This window comes from Streptomyces sp. NPDC000880, assembly GCF_053599675.1.
This window is the reverse complement of sequence record NZ_JBSFMS010000007.1, coordinates 90,164-107,400: the sequence shown is the minus strand read 5'-3', so window position 1 is coordinate 107,400 and position 17,237 is coordinate 90,164. Positions and strand designations below refer to the sequence as shown.

General features: G+C 67.5%; 11 protein-coding genes. 9 read left to right on the top strand and 2 right to left on the bottom strand.

Annotation, left to right across the window (positions count from 1 at the left end):
• Positions 1-117 precede the first annotated feature (117 nt).
• Positions 118-2,823, bottom strand: a complete 2,706-nt coding sequence (locus ACWDO5_RS04295) for a transglycosylase domain-containing protein (RefSeq protein ID WP_450528224.1) — start codon at positions 2,821-2,823, stop codon at positions 118-120.
• A 359-nt stretch (positions 2,824-3,182) separates the two neighbouring features.
• Here ACWDO5_RS04295 and ACWDO5_RS04290 point away from each other — a divergent pair, with 359 nt between their 5' ends.
• The 3 genes from ACWDO5_RS04290 to ACWDO5_RS04280 all read left to right on the top strand — a co-directional run bounded on the left by ACWDO5_RS04290 (position 3,183) and on the right by ACWDO5_RS04280 (position 6,386).
• Positions 3,183-3,899, top strand: coding sequence for a helix-turn-helix transcriptional regulator (locus ACWDO5_RS04290; protein ID WP_450528222.1), 717 nt, complete (start codon positions 3,183-3,185; stop codon positions 3,897-3,899).
• A 59-nt stretch (positions 3,900-3,958) separates the two neighbouring features.
• On the top strand, positions 3,959-5,041 hold the full coding sequence (locus ACWDO5_RS04285) for an inositol-3-phosphate synthase (RefSeq protein WP_450528221.1): 1,083 nt from the start codon (positions 3,959-3,961) through the stop codon (positions 5,039-5,041).
• Between the two features lie 76 nt (positions 5,042-5,117).
• The gene (locus ACWDO5_RS04280) at positions 5,118-6,386 is read left to right on the top strand and encodes an MFS transporter (protein WP_450528219.1); all 1,269 of its coding nucleotides are present in this window, start codon (positions 5,118-5,120) and stop codon (positions 6,384-6,386) included.
• 111 nt (positions 6,387-6,497) lie between these two features.
• On the opposite strand, the gene ACWDO5_RS04275 is transcribed toward ACWDO5_RS04280, so the two are convergent.
• On the bottom strand, positions 6,498-7,940 hold the full coding sequence (locus ACWDO5_RS04275) for a CCA tRNA nucleotidyltransferase (RefSeq protein ID WP_450528217.1): 1,443 nt from the start codon (positions 7,938-7,940) through the stop codon (positions 6,498-6,500).
• 168 nt (positions 7,941-8,108) lie between these two features.
• On the opposite strand from ACWDO5_RS04275, the gene ACWDO5_RS04270 reads away from it, so the two are divergent.
• From ACWDO5_RS04270 to trxB, 6 genes are all read left to right on the top strand, one after another.
• Positions 8,109-10,463: a DUF6049 family protein gene (locus ACWDO5_RS04270; protein ID WP_450528215.1), complete on the top strand. Its 2,355-nt coding sequence runs from the start codon at positions 8,109-8,111 to the stop codon at positions 10,461-10,463.
• Positions 10,464-10,508: 45 nt separating this feature from the next.
• Positions 10,509-12,689 (top strand): murein biosynthesis integral membrane protein MurJ, encoded by a 2,181-nt coding sequence (murJ, locus tag ACWDO5_RS04265; protein ID WP_450528213.1) that lies wholly within the window; start codon positions 10,509-10,511, stop codon positions 12,687-12,689.
• Between the two features lie 120 nt (positions 12,690-12,809).
• Complete coding sequence (locus ACWDO5_RS04260) at positions 12,810-14,510, top strand: protein kinase family protein (RefSeq protein ID WP_450528211.1); 1,701 nt, start codon at positions 12,810-12,812, stop codon at positions 14,508-14,510.
• Positions 14,511-14,535: 25 nt separating this feature from the next.
• Positions 14,536-15,240, top strand: a complete 705-nt coding sequence (gene sigM, locus ACWDO5_RS04255; RefSeq protein WP_450528209.1) for an RNA polymerase sigma factor SigM — start codon at positions 14,536-14,538, stop codon at positions 15,238-15,240.
• On the top strand, positions 15,237-16,127 hold the full coding sequence (locus ACWDO5_RS04250; RefSeq protein WP_450528208.1) for a hypothetical protein: 891 nt from the start codon (positions 15,237-15,239) through the stop codon (positions 16,125-16,127). Before sigM ends, ACWDO5_RS04250 begins: the two co-directional genes overlap by 4 nt.
• A gap of 125 nt (positions 16,128-16,252) precedes the next feature.
• Positions 16,253-17,227 carry a thioredoxin-disulfide reductase gene (trxB, locus tag ACWDO5_RS04245; RefSeq protein ID WP_450528206.1) on the top strand — a complete coding sequence of 325 codons (975 nt, stop codon included), beginning with the start codon at positions 16,253-16,255 and terminating at the stop codon, positions 17,225-17,227.
• Positions 17,228-17,237: the final 10 nt, after the last annotated feature.

The window sequence follows — 17,237 nt, the reverse complement described above, 5'->3', positions numbered from 1 at the left end:
GGGCGGGACAGCAGCCGCGCCCGGCTCAACTCCCCCAGCACGGCGGCGGCTTCGCAGTGCTGTGCGTACCGGGTGCGACGGCCCTCATGGCGTTGCCGGAGCTTGGACCGGCGGCCACTAACTGCTCGGGCCTCCGATGAACCCTCCGTTGCCGTTGTTGCCATTGGTGCCTGGTGACGACGACGGACTGGTCGAAGGATCGCCGGTCGGCCCGCCGGCGCCGGTGCCGCCTGGGCTGCCGCCGTTGGCGCCACCCGTGGTGCCGCATGTCCAGTCCTGCAAGGGATTGCAGGTCTGGCTCGGGTCGGGGCTGCCCGAAGGTGTGGTGGACGGCGTGCCCGACGGGCTCGAGGACGGAGTGCTGGAGGGCGTATTGGACGGCGACGCAGGCGGGCTGGAGGCGCCGCCGCCCCAGATGGCCTGGGCGTCGAGGGGCTCGGGATCAGGGAAGGTCAGCTTCGGCTTGCCCTTGAGCGCCTCCGACATGTACTTCTGCCAGATTTCGGACGGGAACGACGCACCGTGGATCGTGTCCTGGCCACCGGTGCCGTACATCTCGAGGAACCCGCGCTTATTGCCGCTCTTCTCGTTGTCGTCGAGCCGGTACATGTCGATGGCGGTCGACAACTGCGGCGTGTAACCCACGAACCACGCCGACTTGTTGCCGTCGGTGGTACCGGTCTTGCCGGCGACCTGGCGGCCGGGGAGCCGGGCGTTCTTGCCGGTGCCCTGTGGGTCGTCGACGACACTCCTCAGCACATCGGTCACATTGCTCGCGACGTCACTGGTGAAGGCCTGCTTGGGCTTGTCGTCGTGCTCGTAGACCGTCTGGCCCTTGTAGTCGACCTTGGTGACGGAGAACGGATCCATCTGCTCGCCGTTGGCCGCGAAGGTCGCGTAGGAGCCGGCCATGCGGATCGCGCTGGGATCCGAGATACCGATCGAGAAGGAGGGGACGTTCGACTTCGAGAGGGAGGAATCGAGCAGGCCTGCGGCGATAGCAGCCTTCCTGACGTTAGGAATGCCGACGTCCATGCCCAGCTGCACGAAGGGCGAGTTGGCGGAGTGGATCATGGCTTCACGCAAGTTGATGTTCTTGTACGACTCATCGCCGTCGTTGCGCTGCAGCCATTCCTTTCCTTCCTCGTTCTTCCAGACGGTGCCGTCGTAGTTCTTGATCTTGAGCTTGTTCTTGCCGTTGTACACGGTCTTGTCAGGGTCGACCTTGCGGCGGTACTCGTCCCCCTGGTCTGCAGGCTGACTCGGGTCGAGCACACCGTCCCGCATCGCCGCGGCCAGTACGAACGGCTTGAAGGTCGATCCGACCTGGGCGCCGGTCTGGTCGGCGTTGTTGGTGAAGTGTTTGGTGGCGTCCTCGCCACCGTAAATGGCGACGATCTTGCCGGTCGTCGGCTCTACCGAGGCGCCGCCGAACTGAACGAACGTGTCGGTCTCGGGGCGCTTGTCCGGCTTGATGTTGGCCGCCTGAACCTTCTTGACCGCGGCCTCGAGCTTATTGACCCTGTCCTTCTCGAAGGTCGTGTGGATCTCATAGCCGCCGCGTGCGAGGTCGTCGGCCGTGATGCCCCTGTCGTTGTTGTTGAGGAAGTTCGACTTGGCAAGGGCCACCAGATAACCGATCTGGCCCCCCAGCTGTGCGTTCTTCTTGGGCGGGGCGAGCGGCGGGAGCTTGGTGTACTTGGCGCGTTCAGCGGCACTGAGGTGGTTGTCCTTGACCATCTCGTCGAGGATCCAGTTCATGCGCGTGGTAGCGCGAGCCCTGTTGGCCGCCGGTGTCGCCGCAGGGTCGATGTCCTCGGCGCCGGCAGGGTCGAAGTAGGTCGCGCCCTTGAGGAGCGAGGCGAGGAACGCGCATTGGCTGGCGTCCAGCTCCTTGGCGTTCTTTCCGTAGTACGTGCGGGCCGCGGCCTGAATTCCGTACGCGCCGCGTCCGTAGTACGAGGTGTTCAGGTAGCCGGCCATGATCTGCGGCTTGTCCATGTCCGTGCCGACCCTTATGGAGATGAACAGCTCCTTGAACTTACGGGTCAGGGTCTGGGACTGGTCGCCGAGCATCGCGTTCTTCACGTACTGCTGGGTGATGGTGGAGCCACCCTGGGTCTGCCCGCCCTTGGCCATGTTGAACAGGGCTCGGCCGATGCCCATCGGGTCGATGCCCGAGTCGGTCCTGAACGTCTTGTTCTCCGCCGAGATCACGGCGTTCTGCATCTCAGCGGGGATCTGGTCGATGGGGACGATCTGCCGGTTGATCTCGCCACCGGTGGCCGCCATCTGGGAGTCGTCCGCCCAGTAGTAGACGTTGTTCTGCGCCTCGGCCGTCTTGTCCGGGTTGGGAACATCCACCATCGCGTACGCAATGGTCGCGGCGGCCATCAGGCTGCCGACGAAGCCCAGGCAGAGTCCGGTGGCCAGCTTCCAGGACGGTACCCACCGGCGCCATCCGTACTTGTTGTGGCGCGGGTAGTCGATCATCCGCTTCTGGGACGGCCGCCCGCCGCGACCACGGCCGGGACTGTCATGGCCCCCGCCGCCGCCTCCCCGGCGGCCGCCTCCCCGGCCTCCGTGGCCGGCGCCCGCGCCTTCGTCCACGCGCCGGCGACCACCTCCGTTGCGCTGTGCGGCACGGCGGGCCTCGGCCCGGCCGCCGTACGAACGCTCCTCGCCGGACGAAGCGGAAGGAGACCCTGAGGTGGTGCCCCGGGACGGGGCTGCGCGGCGGCCAGACGGCTGCGGGGCAGCGCGCCTGGCCGCGGCACGACCGCCACCTTGCGACTGCGGCGGTTTGCGACGGTGCTCGCTCATCGAACGACTACTCCTCGGGCAGGCGAGACGCCTGGAAGCGGCAGTTGTGTTCCGGTCCCCCCGAAATGGATACGGACCAGCCCCGCGAAGGGCTCATCCGCTGTGCATCCCCGGCGATGACGCTCTCAGGCGTCCCGTGGTTCCCGGTGGTCTGCATGGCGCACAGACTACGCACGGTCAAAACCCACCTAGGGCCAAAGTTCACCCCAAATCAGGCAACTTGCCCGCTATGAATTGACGATGTGACGCCGTTCACCATGCCCCCCCTTGTCGCAGCAGGAACGTCGTTCTATCGTGCTGATGTATCGAGTCGATACATCAGCACGACATAAGCGACCGGGACGGCGAGGGAGGCGACGATGAGCAGGCGCTCCGGCATCCTCGAATTCGCCGTGCTGGGTTTGCTCCGTGAGGCGCCGATGCACGGGTACGAGCTGCGGAAACGGCTCAATACCTCGCTGGGAATCTTCCGGGCCTTCAGTTACGGCACTCTCTACCCCTGCCTCAAGACGCTGGTCGCCAACGGCTGGTTGATCGAGGAGCCGGGTAGCGCTCCCGAGGATGCGCTCGCCGCTTCACTCGCAGGGCGCCGCGCCAAGATCGTCTACCGATTGACGGCGGAAGGTAAGGAGCACTTCGAGGAGCTGCTCTCCCACACCGGCCCGGACACCTGGGAGGACGAGCACTTCGCTGCCCGTTTCGCCTTCTTCGGGCAGACGGAGCGCGAGGTGCGGATGCGGGTGCTGGAGGGCCGCCGCAGCCGGCTGGAGGAGCGTCTGGAGAAGATGCGCGCCTCCCTGGCTCGTACCCGCGAGCGCCTCGACGACTACACGCTTGAGCTGCAGAGACACGGCATGGAGTCCGTGGAGCGCGAAGTGCGCTGGCTGAACGAGCTCATTGAGAGCGAGCGGGCGGGGCGGGATCAGCGACAGCCCGCCCCCGAGAGCTCAGCTCAGCAGGACGACACATCTGGAGAGACGGGCGGCCTGCCCCGGCACAGGGGTGCCGAGCCCTCCGGGGGAACACCCCCCGGGCACTCCACCCCGCCGGATCCGTCCGACGACACCGCCAAGTGAGGCCTTGCGGTCCGCAGGGTTTCATCCGGAATACCGAGATCAAACAGGGAGCAACCGGAATGGGTTCGGTTCGTGTAGCCATCGTCGGCGTAGGCAACTGCGCCGCCTCGCTGGTGCAGGGCGTCGAGTACTACAAGGACGCCGACCCGGCCGCCAAGGTGCCGGGTCTGATGCACGTCCAGTTCGGCGACTACCACGTCTCCGACGTCGAGTTCGTGGCCGCCTTCGATGTCGACGCCAAGAAGGTCGGTCTCGACCTCTCGGACGCCATCGGTGCCAGCGAGAACAACACCATCAAGATCTGCGACGTGCCGAACACCGGCGTCACCGTGCAGCGTGGCCACACCCTCGACGGCCTGGGCAAGTACTACCGCCAGACCATCGAAGAGTCCTCCGAGGCGCCGGTCGACATCGTCCAGACCCTCAAGGACAAGCAGGTCGACGTCCTGGTCTGCTACCTGCCCGTCGGTTCCGACGATGCTGCGAAGCACTACGCGCAGTGCGCCATCGACGCCAAGGTCGCGTTCGTCAACGCCCTCCCGGTCTTCATCGCCGGCACCAAGGAGTGGGCGGACAAGTTCACCGAGGCGGGTGTCCCGATCGTCGGTGACGACATCAAGTCGCAGGTCGGCGCCACGATCACGCACCGCGTGCTGGCGAAGCTCTTCGAGGACCGGGGCGTCATCCTGGACCGCACGATGCAGCTGAACGTCGGCGGGAACATGGACTTCAAGAACATGCTCGAGCGTGAGCGCCTGGAGTCCAAGAAGATCTCGAAGACGCAGGCCGTCACCTCCCAGATCCCTGACCGCGAACTCGGTGAGGACAACGTCCACATTGGCCCGTCGGACTACGTGGCCTGGTTGGACGACCGCAAGTGGGCGTACGTCCGCCTCGAGGGCCGTGCCTTCGGTGACGTCCCGCTGAACCTGGAGTACAAGCTCGAGGTCTGGGACTCCCCGAACTCCGCGGGTGTCATCATCGACGCCGTGCGCGCCGCGAAGATCGCCAAGGATCGCGGCATCGGCGGCCCGATCCTCTCCGCGTCCTCCTACTTCATGAAGTCCCCGCCGGTCCAGTACTTCGACGACCAGGCCCGTGACATCGTCGAGAAGTTCATCAAGGGCGAGGTCGAGCGCTAAGCGTTCGCCTGCTCGACCGAGGGGGGTCCCCTGGTAATCCGCCAGGGGACCCCCCTCGTATGTGAGGCTTGATCGCATGCCTGTCGTACGTGATCTGCGCGTACTCCTGCGCCTGAAGAACTTCCGCCGGCTTTTGGCGGTCCGGCTCCTCTCCCAGTCGGCCGACGGCGTCTATCAGGTCGCGCTCGCCACGTACGTCGTGTTCTCCCCGGAGAAACAGACCTCGCCGGCCGCGATCGCCTCGGCCATGGCGGTGCTGCTGCTGCCGTACTCCTTGATCGGCCCCTTCGCCGGCGTCCTGCTGGACCGCTGGCAGCGCAGGCAGGTCTTCTTGTACGGGAATCTGCTGCGGGCCCTCCTCGCGAGCGGAACGGCGGTGCTGATTCTCGCCTCCGTACCCGACTGGCTCTTCTACGCCTCGGCCCTGTCCGTCACAGCCGTCAACCGCTTTGTACTGGCCGGGCTCTCCGCCTCACTGCCGAGGGTGGTCGACTCCGACCGGCTCGTCATGGCCAACTCCCTTTCTCCGACGGCCGGCACACTCGCCGCGACCGCGGGCGGCGGACTCGCCTTCGCGGTACGGCTGGTGTCCACGGACTCCGACGCCGCGGTGGTCCTGCTGGGCGCCGCGCTCTATCTCTGCTCGGCCCTGTCCTCGCTCCGGATGCCACGTGAACTACTGGGTCCCGACCAGGAGTTGGTGCAGCCGCGACTGGCCGCCGCCCTGGCCTCCACCGCGCGCGGACTGGTGGGCGGACTGCGGCACCTGACCGAGCGCCGGGCGGCGGCACGCGCGATGGCCGCCATGACGCTGATGCGCTTCTGCTACGGGGCGCTGACAGTCATGGTGCTGATGCTCTGCCGGTACGCCTGGTCCGAGAAGGAGTCGGAGGGCCTGGCCTTGCTGGGCCTGGCCATCACCGTCTCAGGCGCGGGATTCTTCGCGGCGGCGGTGCTGACACCGTGGGCGGTCGGCCGGCTCGGCCAGTTCGGATGGATGATGGCGTGCGCGGCAGCGGCAGCCGTTCTTGAACCGGCGCTGGGGCTGCCGTTCGAGCCCGAGCCGATATTGGTCGCCGCGTTCATCCTGGGGCTCATCACCCAAGGCGCGAAGATCGCCACGGACACGGTGGTGCAGACATCGGTGGATGACGCCTACCGCGGCAGGACCTTCTCCCTCTACGACGTACTGTTCAACGTCGCCTTCGTGGGCGCGGCGGCCATCGCCGCGCTGATGCTGCCGCCCGACGGCCGGTCGGTCCACCTGGTGGTCGTGGTCGCGGTCATCTACGCGGCCGTCGCGGCAACCATGGCCCGTTGGTGCCGTGTTGGCGCGGCGATATAGCGTGCGCGCACCAAACGACGGATCGCGCCGGCGATGTTTCACGTGAAACATCGCCCCTTCGCTCATCGATCCGGCTCCACGTTTCACGTGAAACATGGAGCCGTTTCACGCTCAGCCCTGCGTTGCCCACCACTCCTTGAGCGCCGCGACGGCCGCATCATGCTCCATCGGCCCGCTCTCCAGGCGCAGCTCCAGCAGGAACGCGTACGCCTTGCCAATCACCGGGCCAGGGCCCACGCCCAGGATCTCCTGGATCTGGTTGCCGTCCAGGTCGGGCCTGATCGCGTCCAGCTCCTCCCGCTCCTGCAACTGCGCGATGCGCTCCTCAAGCCCGTCATAGGCCCGGGAGAGGGCGGCGGCCTTGCGCTTGTTCCGCGTGGTGCAGTCCGAGCGGGTCAGTTTGTGCAGACGCTCCAGCTGCGGCCCAGCATCACGCACGTACCGCCGTACCGCCGAGTCCGTCCATTCCCCGGCCCCGTAGCCGTGGAAGCGCAAATGCAGCTCCACCAGCCGCGAGACGTCCTTGATCATGTCATTGGAGTACTTGAGCGCAGTCATCCGCTTCTTGGTCATCTTCGCGCCCACCACCTCGTGGTGGTGGAAGGAGACCCGGCCGTCCTTCTCGAAGCGCCGCGTCCGTGGCTTTCCGATGTCATGGAGAAGCGCGGCCAGCCGCAGCACTAGATCGGGGCCGTCCTCCTCCAGATCCATCGCCTGTTCCAGGACGGTCAGAGAGTGCTCGTACACATCCTTGTGGCGGTGGTGCTCGTCACTCTCCAGACGCAACGCGGGAAGCTCGGGCAGCACATGGTCGGCCAGGCCTGAGTCAACGAGCAGCGCCAGTCCCTTGCGGGGGTGGGTGGAGAGGATCAGCTTGTTGAGCTCATCGCGCACCCGTTCGGCGGAGACGATGTCGATACGGTCGGCCATCTCCTTCATCGCGGTGACGACCTCGGGCGCCACCTCGAAGTCCAGCTGCGCGGCGAAGCGGGCTGCCCGCATCATGCGCAGCGGGTCGTCGGAGAAGGACTCCTCGGGCGTGCCCGGGGTCCGCAGGACTCGCGCGGCGAGATCCTCGAGACCGCCGTGCGGATCGACGAACTCTTTCTCCGGTAGCGCCACGGCCATCGCGTTCACGGTGAAGTCGCGCCGGGCGAGGTCTTCCTCGATCGAGTCTCCGTAGGACACCTCGGGCTTGCGCGAGGTCCTGTCGTAAGCCTCCGAGCGGTACGTGGTGACCTCGATCTGGTAGCCCTGCTTCTGGCAGCCGACCGTACCGAAGGCGATCCCAACCTCCCAGACCGAGTCTGCCCACGGACGGATGATCTTCAGCACGTCGTCGGGGCGGGCGTCCGTCGTGAAGTCCAGGTCATTGCCGAGCCGGCCGAGGAGCGCATCCCGGACTGAGCCGCCGACCAGGGCAAGACTGAACCCGGCCTCCTGAAAGCGGCGGGCAAGGTCGTCGGCGACAGGGGACACCCGCAGCAGTTCGCTCACCGCGCGGCGTTGCACCTGGCTCAGTGCAGTGGGGTTGTCTTCATTGGCGTTCGGCACAACAGAAAAGGGTACGTGCCTCGGCCGACCGCAGCGCCCCTGTTTATGACGCCGTTCCGATCATGTGGCGCACTCCGCGGCACTTCGACACAGCGCACCTCGTTACCATGCGTGGACGCAACTAGCGACACCCACCAGCGGCGGCAGACTATGAGGACGGACGAGCGCGTGGCCGAGGCGGCAGACTTCCAGGGGATGAATCCTTCTCCTGCCCGCCGGTGGCTGCGGCGCACAGCCTCCCTGATCCTCGGCGCCGGGCTTGTGGCCGGACTGCTGTGCGGCCCGGCCACACCAGCCGCGCACGCGGCCGAGGACGCCTCGAGTTCCCGCACGGTCGATGTGTCTCTCGACACTCTGACGCCGACCGCCCCTGGCAAGAGCGACACGCTCACGATCTCCGGCACAGTGATCAACAAGGGCAAGCAGACCATCACCAACGCCGAGATCGATCTACGGCTGGGGCCGAGGCTGTCCAGCAGGGCGGCCATCGACCGCGTCGCCCAGCGGACCGGCTATGCGCCAGGCACCGATGCCTCGCCGGTCGGAGACAAGTACACAGTCAAGATCCCCAGGCTCGTCTCCGACATCAGCCGCGAGTTCACGCTCTCCATCCCGGTCAATGACCTCGAACTCAACGACGACGGCGTCTACCAGCTCGGTGTGTCCCTGTCGGGCCAAACCCCGGCCGAGCCGTTCAACCAGGTCCTGGGCATCGAGCGGACCCTCCTTCCGTGGCAGCCCGAGGCTGTGCAGAAGAAGACCCAGTTGACCTATCTCTGGCCGCTGATCTCCTCGACCCACCTCACCTCGGAAACAGGATCGGACGAGCAGCAGACTCCAGTCTTCGAAGACGAGAGGCTGGCCACTGAGCTCGCCCCGGGCGGACGGCTGGACCAGCTCGTCTCCCTCGGCAGGGATCTGCCCGTCACCTGGGTCGTCGACCCGGATCTGCTGGCCAGCGTTGATGCGATGACCAGGAACTACCGGGTCAAGAACGGTGCCACCACCGTCCCGGGCAAGAACCAGGCGGTCGCCAAGCAGTGGCTGAGCGCCGTCGAGGCCGCGGTTCAGGGCCGCAAGGTGGTCGCGTTGCCGTTCGCCGACCCTGATCTGGCGTCCCTGGCGCACCGCGGCAAGAACATCTCCGGATCCCTCAGCCATCTGCAGTCGGCCACCAAGGTCGCCGAAACGACCGTGGAGACAATCCTCCATGTGAAGCCGTCCATCGACTTCGCGTGGCCCGTCAACGGCGCCATCGACTCCTCGATCGTCGATGTCGCCACCTCGGCCGGCGCCCATAAAGTGATCGCCCGCAGCGACAGCCTGCAGGACGACCTGTGGTACACGCCCAGCGCGGCGCGCCCCATCGGGGGCGGGACAACGGCAGTGGTCGCCGATGCCCGGCTCTCCACCGCCTTCCAAGGCGACATGATCAAGACCGGAGATTCCACCCTCGCGGTGCAGGAGTTCCTCGCCCAGACGCTGACGCTGACCCTCCAGGCCCCCGCCAACCAGCGGAGCATCGTCGTCGCCCCGCAGCGGATCCCGAGTGCGTCCCAGGCGCAGTCCATGGCACGCGCGCTGCAAGCCCTCGAAGCCCAGCGCTGGACGCAGCCCATCGACCTGGTTGCTGCCGCGGGCACCAAGCCCGACGCCAATGCCGCGACCAAGGTCCCCGGTACCTCTCGCTATCCCGAGCAGCTGCGCAGGCAGGAGTTGCCGCCCCAGGCATTCCGCGACATCAGGAACACGCAGAACACCCTCGACAACTTCAAGGTCATCCTCACCGCGCAGGACCGGGTGGAGACCCCGTTCGGCAGGGCGATCGACAGGGAGATGTCCACCTCCTGGCGTGGCAACCCGGTGGGGGCCCAGCTGTACCGCGACGGTGTGCGGGCCTATCTGCGGAGCCTCACCGAAGAGGTGCAGCTGATTGAGAAGTCGGCCATCACCTTGTCGGGGCGCAGTGCAACGATCCCGGTCACTGTGCAGAACAGGCTGGTCCAGGGGATCGACCGTCTGGTGCTGCGGCTGACGTCGGACAACGCCACCCGTCTCAACCTCGACCAGGACAAGGCCACCGCCCAGCAGCCGATCAAGGTCGACGGCGGCCACAGCCAGTCGGTGAAGTTCGCCGCGGCGGCCAACGCAAACGGCCCGGTGCAGATGACGGCCCAGCTCTTCACCGAAGACGGAAAGCCGTACGGCGACCCGATGAAGTTCACGGTGAAGGTCTCCGAGATCACTCCCACCGTGATGCTCGTCATCGCCGGAGGCGTGCTGCTGCTCGTCCTGGCAGGCGTCAGGATGTACACCCAACGCAAGCGGGCGGCTGCGCGAGGCGCGGCTGCGGAGGACGCGGAAGGCTCAGAGGGCTCAGAGGGCTCAGAGGGCTCAGAGGGCTCAGAGGGCTCAGAGGGCGACATCAGCAGCCCCGACCCCGGGCAGCCGAGTGACCCGACACCGGACACCGGACCGGGAAGCGGCGACCCGTCGGGCACGGGTGAGAAAGTGGACCGTTGAGCGATGTCGTGGCCGGTGGGCCGGGGACGATGAGGTGGGGTTGCAATGAACGCGCCGTACGACGGTGACCGCAGTCAGGGCGCGGACGGAGCTGTGCCTTCTCCGGGGCCGACCCCGGACCCCCGGCTGCCGGGCCAGGTTCCTCCGCCACAACCGGACCCCGACCCATACACACAGGATCCGTACGTCCAGGACGCCTACGCCCTTGATCCTTACCGGGCGCAGGATCTGTCCACCCAGGACCCCGTGACCGAGGCGCTGTACGACCGCGCGTCGCACCCGCCGCCGCCCCCCGGGACGTACCACGGGCCTCAGCCGCTGTATCAGCAGCCCCCGACACCGCAGCACGCACCGGACCCCCGCATCTGGGCGCAGACCCCGCCGCCCGAGCCCGCCGGCCCATCCCGACATCTGCCGTACGGAGACGACGCCAGGACCACCCAGTTCACGGGCGTGGACGACCTGGTCACTCGGGCCGGCGAGGAGGAGCCGGAGCCCGACGCGTTCGCACACCTCTTTCGGGACCAGCAGGCGTCCGGCCGACCCACCCCGCCCCCCGAGCCCATCCCGGCGGCACCGGCCCCCAAGAAGTCCGGCGGCCGGGCCTCCGGGCTGCTGAAGTCCAGCGCGGTGATGGCGGCCGGCACGCTGGTGTCCCGCCTCACCGGTTTTGTACGCAGCCTGGTGATCACCGCTGCCCTCGGCGCGGCCCTGCTCGGTGACACCTACACCGTCGCGTACACCCTGCCGACGATGATCTACATCCTCACCGTCGGAGGCGGCCTCAACTCTGTGTTCGTACCGCAGCTGGTGCGGGCGATGAAGAACGACGAGGACGGCGGCGAGGCCTACGCCAACCGGCTACTGACGCTCGTCATGGTGGCACTGGGCGCCATCGTCGCCATCGCGGTGTTCGCGGCTCCGCTGCTGATCCAGGTCATGTCGGAGACCATCGCCTCCAATGCGGCGGCAGACAGTGTCGCCGTCACCTTCGCCCGCTACTGCCTGCCCACGATCTTCTTCATGGGCGTGCACGTGGTCATGGGACAGATCCTCAACGCCCGCGGAAAGTTCGGCGCGATGATGTGGACCCCGGTCCTCAACAACATCGTCATGATCGCCACCTTCGGCCTGTTCATCTGGGTCTACGGCACCTCCGCCGAGTCGCAGATGGGCGTCCAGACGATTCCGCCGGAGGGCGTGCGGCTGCTGGGCATCGGCACTCTGCTGGGTCTCGCGGTCCAAGCCCTGGCGATGATCCCGTACCTGCGTGAGACCGGTTTCCGGTTCCGGCCGCGGTTCGACTGGAAGGGCCACGGTCTCGGCAAGACCGTCAAGCTGGCCAAGTGGACCGTGCTGTTCGTCCTCGCCAACCAGGCGGGCGTGCTGGTCGTCACCCAGCTCGCCACGGCCGCCGGTGAGGCGTCCGGCAGGGACGGCGCGGGCTTCATCGCGTACACCAACGCCCAGCTGATCTGGGGCATGCCGCAGGCCATCATCACCGTCTCGGTCATGGCCGCCCTGCTGCCACGGATCTCCCGCGCCGCCCACGACGACGACCCGGGGGCGGTGCGCGACGACATCTCCCACGGTCTGCGTAACTCCGCGGTCGCGATCGTTCCGGTGGCCTTCGCGTTCCTGGCTCTCGGCGTCCCGATGTCCAGTCTGCTGTTCGCCTCCAGCGGCCAAGAAGCCGCCCGCAGCATGGGCTTCATCCTGATGGCGTTCGGCCTCGGCCTCATCCCGTACTCCGTGCAATACGTCGTGCTGCGCGGCTTCTACGCGTACGAGGACACCAGGACGCCCTTCTACAACACGGTGATCGTCGCCGCGGTCAACGCCGCCGCGTCCGCCGCCTGCTACGTCATGCTGCCTGCCCGCTGGGCAGTCGTCGGCATGGCAGCCTCCTACGGTCTCGCCTACGCAGTCGGCGTAGGCATCGCCTGGCGCCGGCTCAAGAACCGCCTCGGCGGCGATCTGGACGGCGCCCACGTCATGCGTACGTACGCACGTCTCTGCATGGCCTCCATCCCCGCGGCGGCGGCCGGCGGCGCGGTCGCCTTCGTCATCGTCGAGGCGCTCGGCAGCGGCGCTCTCGGCTCGCTCGCCGCGCTGGTGGGCGGCGGGATCGTGCTGCTGGGCGTCTTCTTCGTCGCAGCGAAGCGGATGCGCATCGAGGAGCTCAACGCCATGGTCGGCATGGTGCGCGGCCGCCTCGGCCGCTAGCGGGCGCGCAGTCCCGCACAACCATCGTCGGCCGCCGTGTGTCGTGCATAGCGGCCGACTGTGGGCACAATTGGCAATGGCTGTTGGATATGCGCAACGGATGGGGAGGCAGGAACGACGGTGGCGGAACGTAGCACGGCTGCCGTCGACGTGGCCGACAACAGCGGAGACGATCCGCTGACCGCCCAGGCGGGCAAGGCCACGACCGACGGGGCGGCGGAATCCCAGGACTCGGCGGAGAAGACCGCACCGGACACGGGCAGCGAACGGCAGGGGACCGAACCCGCCATCGCCACGCCCGAACTGCACAGTGGTCACAAACTCGCCAGACGCTACCGACTTGAGGAGTGCGTCACCCGTCTGGACGGTTTCAGCAGTTGGCGCGCGGTCGACGAGAAATTGCGCCGCGCTGTCGGCGTCCATCTGCTCCCTGCCGACCATCCGCGGGCCCGCTCCGTACTCGCGGCGGCCCGCTCCTCCGCGCTTCTCGGCGATCCTCGCTTCGTACAGGTCCTCGATGCCGTTGAGGAGAACGACCTGGTCTATGTCGTCCACGAGTGGCTTCCGGATGCGACCGAGCTCACCGCGCTGCTCGCCATGGGCCCTATGGAGCCGCACGACGCGTACCAGCTCGTCGACCAGCTCTCCCAGGCGATGGCCGCGGCGCACCGTGAGGGACTGGCCCATCTCAAGCTGACGCCCGGCGCGGTGCTGCGTGCCTCGACCGGGCAGTACCGGATCCGCGGTCTCGCGGTGAATGCCGCCCTGCGCGGGATCACCGCGGATGGTCCGCAGCGCGCCGACACCGAGGCGATCGGCGCCCTGCTGTACGCCGCGCTGACTCAGCGCTGGCCGTACGAGAATGACGCATACGGCCTCTCCGGGCTGCCCAAGGGCGTCGGGCTCATCGCCCCCGACCAAGTGCGGGCCGGCGTGCACCGCGGGCTCTCGGAGCTCGCCATGCGCGCTCTGGTCAATGACGGCGCCACGGCGTCCCGCCAGGAGCCGCCGTGCACCACACCCGACGAACTCGCGAAGGCCGTCGCTGCGATGCCTCGCATCCGCCCGCCGGAGCCTGCGTTCACCTCCCCGCCCGAATACCAGCGGACCACATACCAGCAGGGCACGTATGGCCGTCCTGCCGCCCGTCCGAACGCCACGGCCCCCCAGCCAGTTCCCAGCCCGCCCGCGCCGCTCCAGAGCCGTACCGGCAAGGTCCTCAAGTGGACGGTGGCGGCTCTGCTCATCGCCGCGCTGGGACTCGGCAGCTGGCAGGTCGCCGACAAACTGATCCACCGCGACAAGGGCCCGGTCGATCCGGGCACCTCGCAGACGAACAGCGGCGAGAAGAACAGCGGGGTCGAGACCGGCAAGCCGATCGCCATCACCGGCGCCCATGACTTCGACCCGCTCGGGAGAGACGGCTCCGAGAAGCCAGCCGGGATAAAGAACAGCTACGACGGCGACTCGGCCACCTACTGGAACACCGATGGCTACCTCAGCGCGGACTTCGGCCGTTTGAAAGCAGGGGTAGGCATCGTTCTGGACCTCGGCAAGGTCCAGCAGGTCGGCACCGTGGACGTGTCCTTCCTCGGTGGCAAGACATCTGTGGAACTGCGGACCGCACCAGAGAATGCCTCGTCCGAGCCGACGACTCTCGACGGCTTCACCAAGGTCTCCTACGGATCCGGTTCGAATGTGTCGCTCAAGCCCGGCAAGCCGGTGCGGGCACGGTACGTTCTGGTGTGGCTGACCGAGCTGCCGCAGACCGACCAGGGCAACTTCCGGGGCAAGGTCTCGGAGATCAAGATCACCAGCTGACGGCATTAGGGGAGGGGGCTCACCGTTGGACGACGCGACACTCGGCGACACAAGCGACCAGGACCTTCTGGCCAGCCACGTCGCGGGGGACCCGGATGCCTTCGGTGAGCTTGTACGGCGCCACCGCGACAGGCTCTGGGCCGTCGCCCTGCGCACTCTGGGGGACCGCGAGGAGGCCGCGGACGCGGTACAGGACGCCCTGGTGTCCGCTTTCCGGGCCGCCCACACCTTCCGCGGCCAGTCCGCTGTCACCACCTGGCTCCACCGCATCACCGTCAATGCCTGTCTCGACCGGGCCCGCAAGGCGGCCTCGCGCAAGGCCTCCCCCGTCGACGACACCGAGCGCCTGGAGCAGCTTCTCGAGCCTCAGGAATCCGCCGAGGCCCCGGCGGAGCGGCAGGATCTGCACCGTGAGCTCGTCGCCGCGCTGGCAAAACTTCCCCTCGACCAGCGGGCAGCGCTGGTTCTGGTGGACATGCAGGGCTACCCGGTGGCGGAGGCGGCCAGCGTCCTCGATGTGCCGATCGGAACCGTCAAGAGCCGCTGTGCGCGCGGTCGGGCACGGCTGTTGCCGATGCTCACTCATCTGCGCAGTGATGCCGGGGATAGCACCGAGCTCAGCATGGGAAGGAACCGGACGCCGGGGGCATCCGTCCCACCGGCGTCGGGACAACGGGACGCAGGGCCAAGTGACCCTGCAGCTGTAAAGGGCGGAGGTGGGCGCGCGTGACATCCACGGCCGACACGCCTCAGCACCCGGACGTCTCGGAAATCTCCGATCTCACCGAGGGGCTACTCTCTCCGTCCCGCACAGCCGATGTGCGACAGCATCTGGACAGCTGTTCTCTGTGCGCCGATGTACGGGCGTCTCTCGAAGAAATCCGCGGAGTCCTCGGCACCCTCCCCGGCGCCCACCGGATGCCCGTCGATGTCGTCCGCCGCATCGATGCCGCGCTGGCCGCCGAAGTTCTGCTGGACTCCACCGCGCCCGAACAGACCGCGGATGTTTCACGTGAAACAGAGCCCGCCACACAGCTGGCGGAGACCGCTCCGGCCGACCGGCCGGCGGGACACGCGCGTGCTGCTACCGGTCCCGGCCGCGGCCGCCAGACCCGGCGGCGACGCAAGGCTGTCCTGGGTGCCGTCCTCGGGGCGGCGGCAGTCGGTATGAGCGCCCTGCTCCTCCAGTCGTTCCAGTCCCCAAGCAACAGCTCCGCCCAGAAGGATGCGAGCGTCAGCTCTGCAGCCGCCCACGAATTCTCTGCGTCAGGCCTCGCGGATCGCGTACAGGCGCTGGTCTCCACGGGGCCCGCCCAAGCAGAGCCACGAGTGGAGAAGGGGCCGTCCATCGACAGCCACTCCAACACCAATTCACCCAAGCGCACACCGTACGTCGTCGCGGTACCGCCCTGTATCCAGAAGGGCACCGGCCGGACCGATGCTGCGATCGCCGCGGAGCGGGGTCAGTACGAGGGCACCAATGCCTACCTCGTGGTGCTGCCGCATGCCACGAACAGCGAGCAGGTCCAGGCATATGTGATCGACGCGGCCTGCGTCGACGCCGCGCCCGCGCCCGCCGGCAAGCTGCTGCTGACGAAGTCCTATCCTCGCCGCTGACACGCGCCGCTGCGCCGCTCGGACATCCCGGGAATGCAAGCCCCGTAGGATCCGTTGGGTGGGGTGAGAGTCATTGACTTGGCCCCGTAGGCAGCAGGCAGTCCGCAGAGACGAGGAAGAAACCCGTGAGCGACGTCCGTAACGTGATCATCATCGGCTCCGGGCCGGCCGGCTACACGGCGGCGCTCTATACGGCGCGCGCTTCGTTGCAGCCGCTCGTGTTTGAGGGTGCAGTCACCGCTGGTGGTGCTCTGATGAACACGACCGAGGTGGAGAACTTCCCCGGCTTCCGCGACGGCATCATGGGTCCGGATCTGATGGACAGCATGCGCGCCCAGGCCGAGCGCTTCGGCGCCGAACTCGTTCCGGACGATGTGGTCTCCGTCGACCTCACCGGCGAGATCAAGACCGTCACTGACACTGCGGGTACCGTCCACCGGTCCAAGGCCGTCATCGTCACCACCGGCTCCCAGCACCGCAAGCTCGGCCTGCCCAACGAGGACACGCTCTCTGGGCGCGGCGTCTCCTGGTGCGCCACCTGCGACGGGTTCTTCTTCAAGGACCAGGACATCGCCGTGATCGGCGGTGGCGACACCGCGATGGAGGAAGCGACCTTCCTCTCCCGCTTCGCCAAGTCCGTGACCATCGTCCACCGCCGCGACACCCTGCGTGCCTCCAAGGCCATGCAGGACCGCGCCTTCGCCGACCCGAAGATCTCCTTCGCCTGGCACAGCGAGGTCGCCCAGGTCCATGGCGAGCAGAAGCTCACCGGTCTGACTCTGCGCAACACCAAGAGCGGCGAGACCTCTGAGCTTCCGGTCACCGGTCTGTTCATCGCCGTCGGCCACGACCCGCGCACCGAGCTCTTCAAGGGCCAGCTCGACCTGGACGACGAGGGCTACCTGAAGGTCGATGCGCCTTCGACGCGCACCAACCTAACGGGGGTCTTCGCAGCGGGTGACGTCGTCGACCACACCTACCGTCAGGCAATCACCGCTGCCGGCACTGGCTGCTCCGCCGCACTCGACGCCGAGCGCTACCTCGCCGCGCTCGCCGACAGCGAGAAGGCTGCCGAGCCGGAGAAGACCCCCGCGGCCTGACCCCCTGAAC

Coding starts and splice junctions, on each gene's coding strand:
- ACWDO5_RS04295 (WP_450528224.1), bottom strand. CDS start 2,823: ATGAGCGAGCACCGTCGCAAACCGCCGCAGTCGCAAGGTGGCGGTCGT.
- ACWDO5_RS04290 (WP_450528222.1), top strand. CDS start 3,183: ATGAGCAGGCGCTCCGGCATCCTCGAATTCGCCGTGCTGGGTTTGCTC.
- ACWDO5_RS04285 (WP_450528221.1), top strand. CDS start 3,959: ATGGGTTCGGTTCGTGTAGCCATCGTCGGCGTAGGCAACTGCGCCGCC.
- ACWDO5_RS04280 (WP_450528219.1), top strand. CDS start 5,118: ATGCCTGTCGTACGTGATCTGCGCGTACTCCTGCGCCTGAAGAACTTC.
- murJ (WP_450528213.1), top strand. CDS start 10,509: ATGAACGCGCCGTACGACGGTGACCGCAGTCAGGGCGCGGACGGAGCT.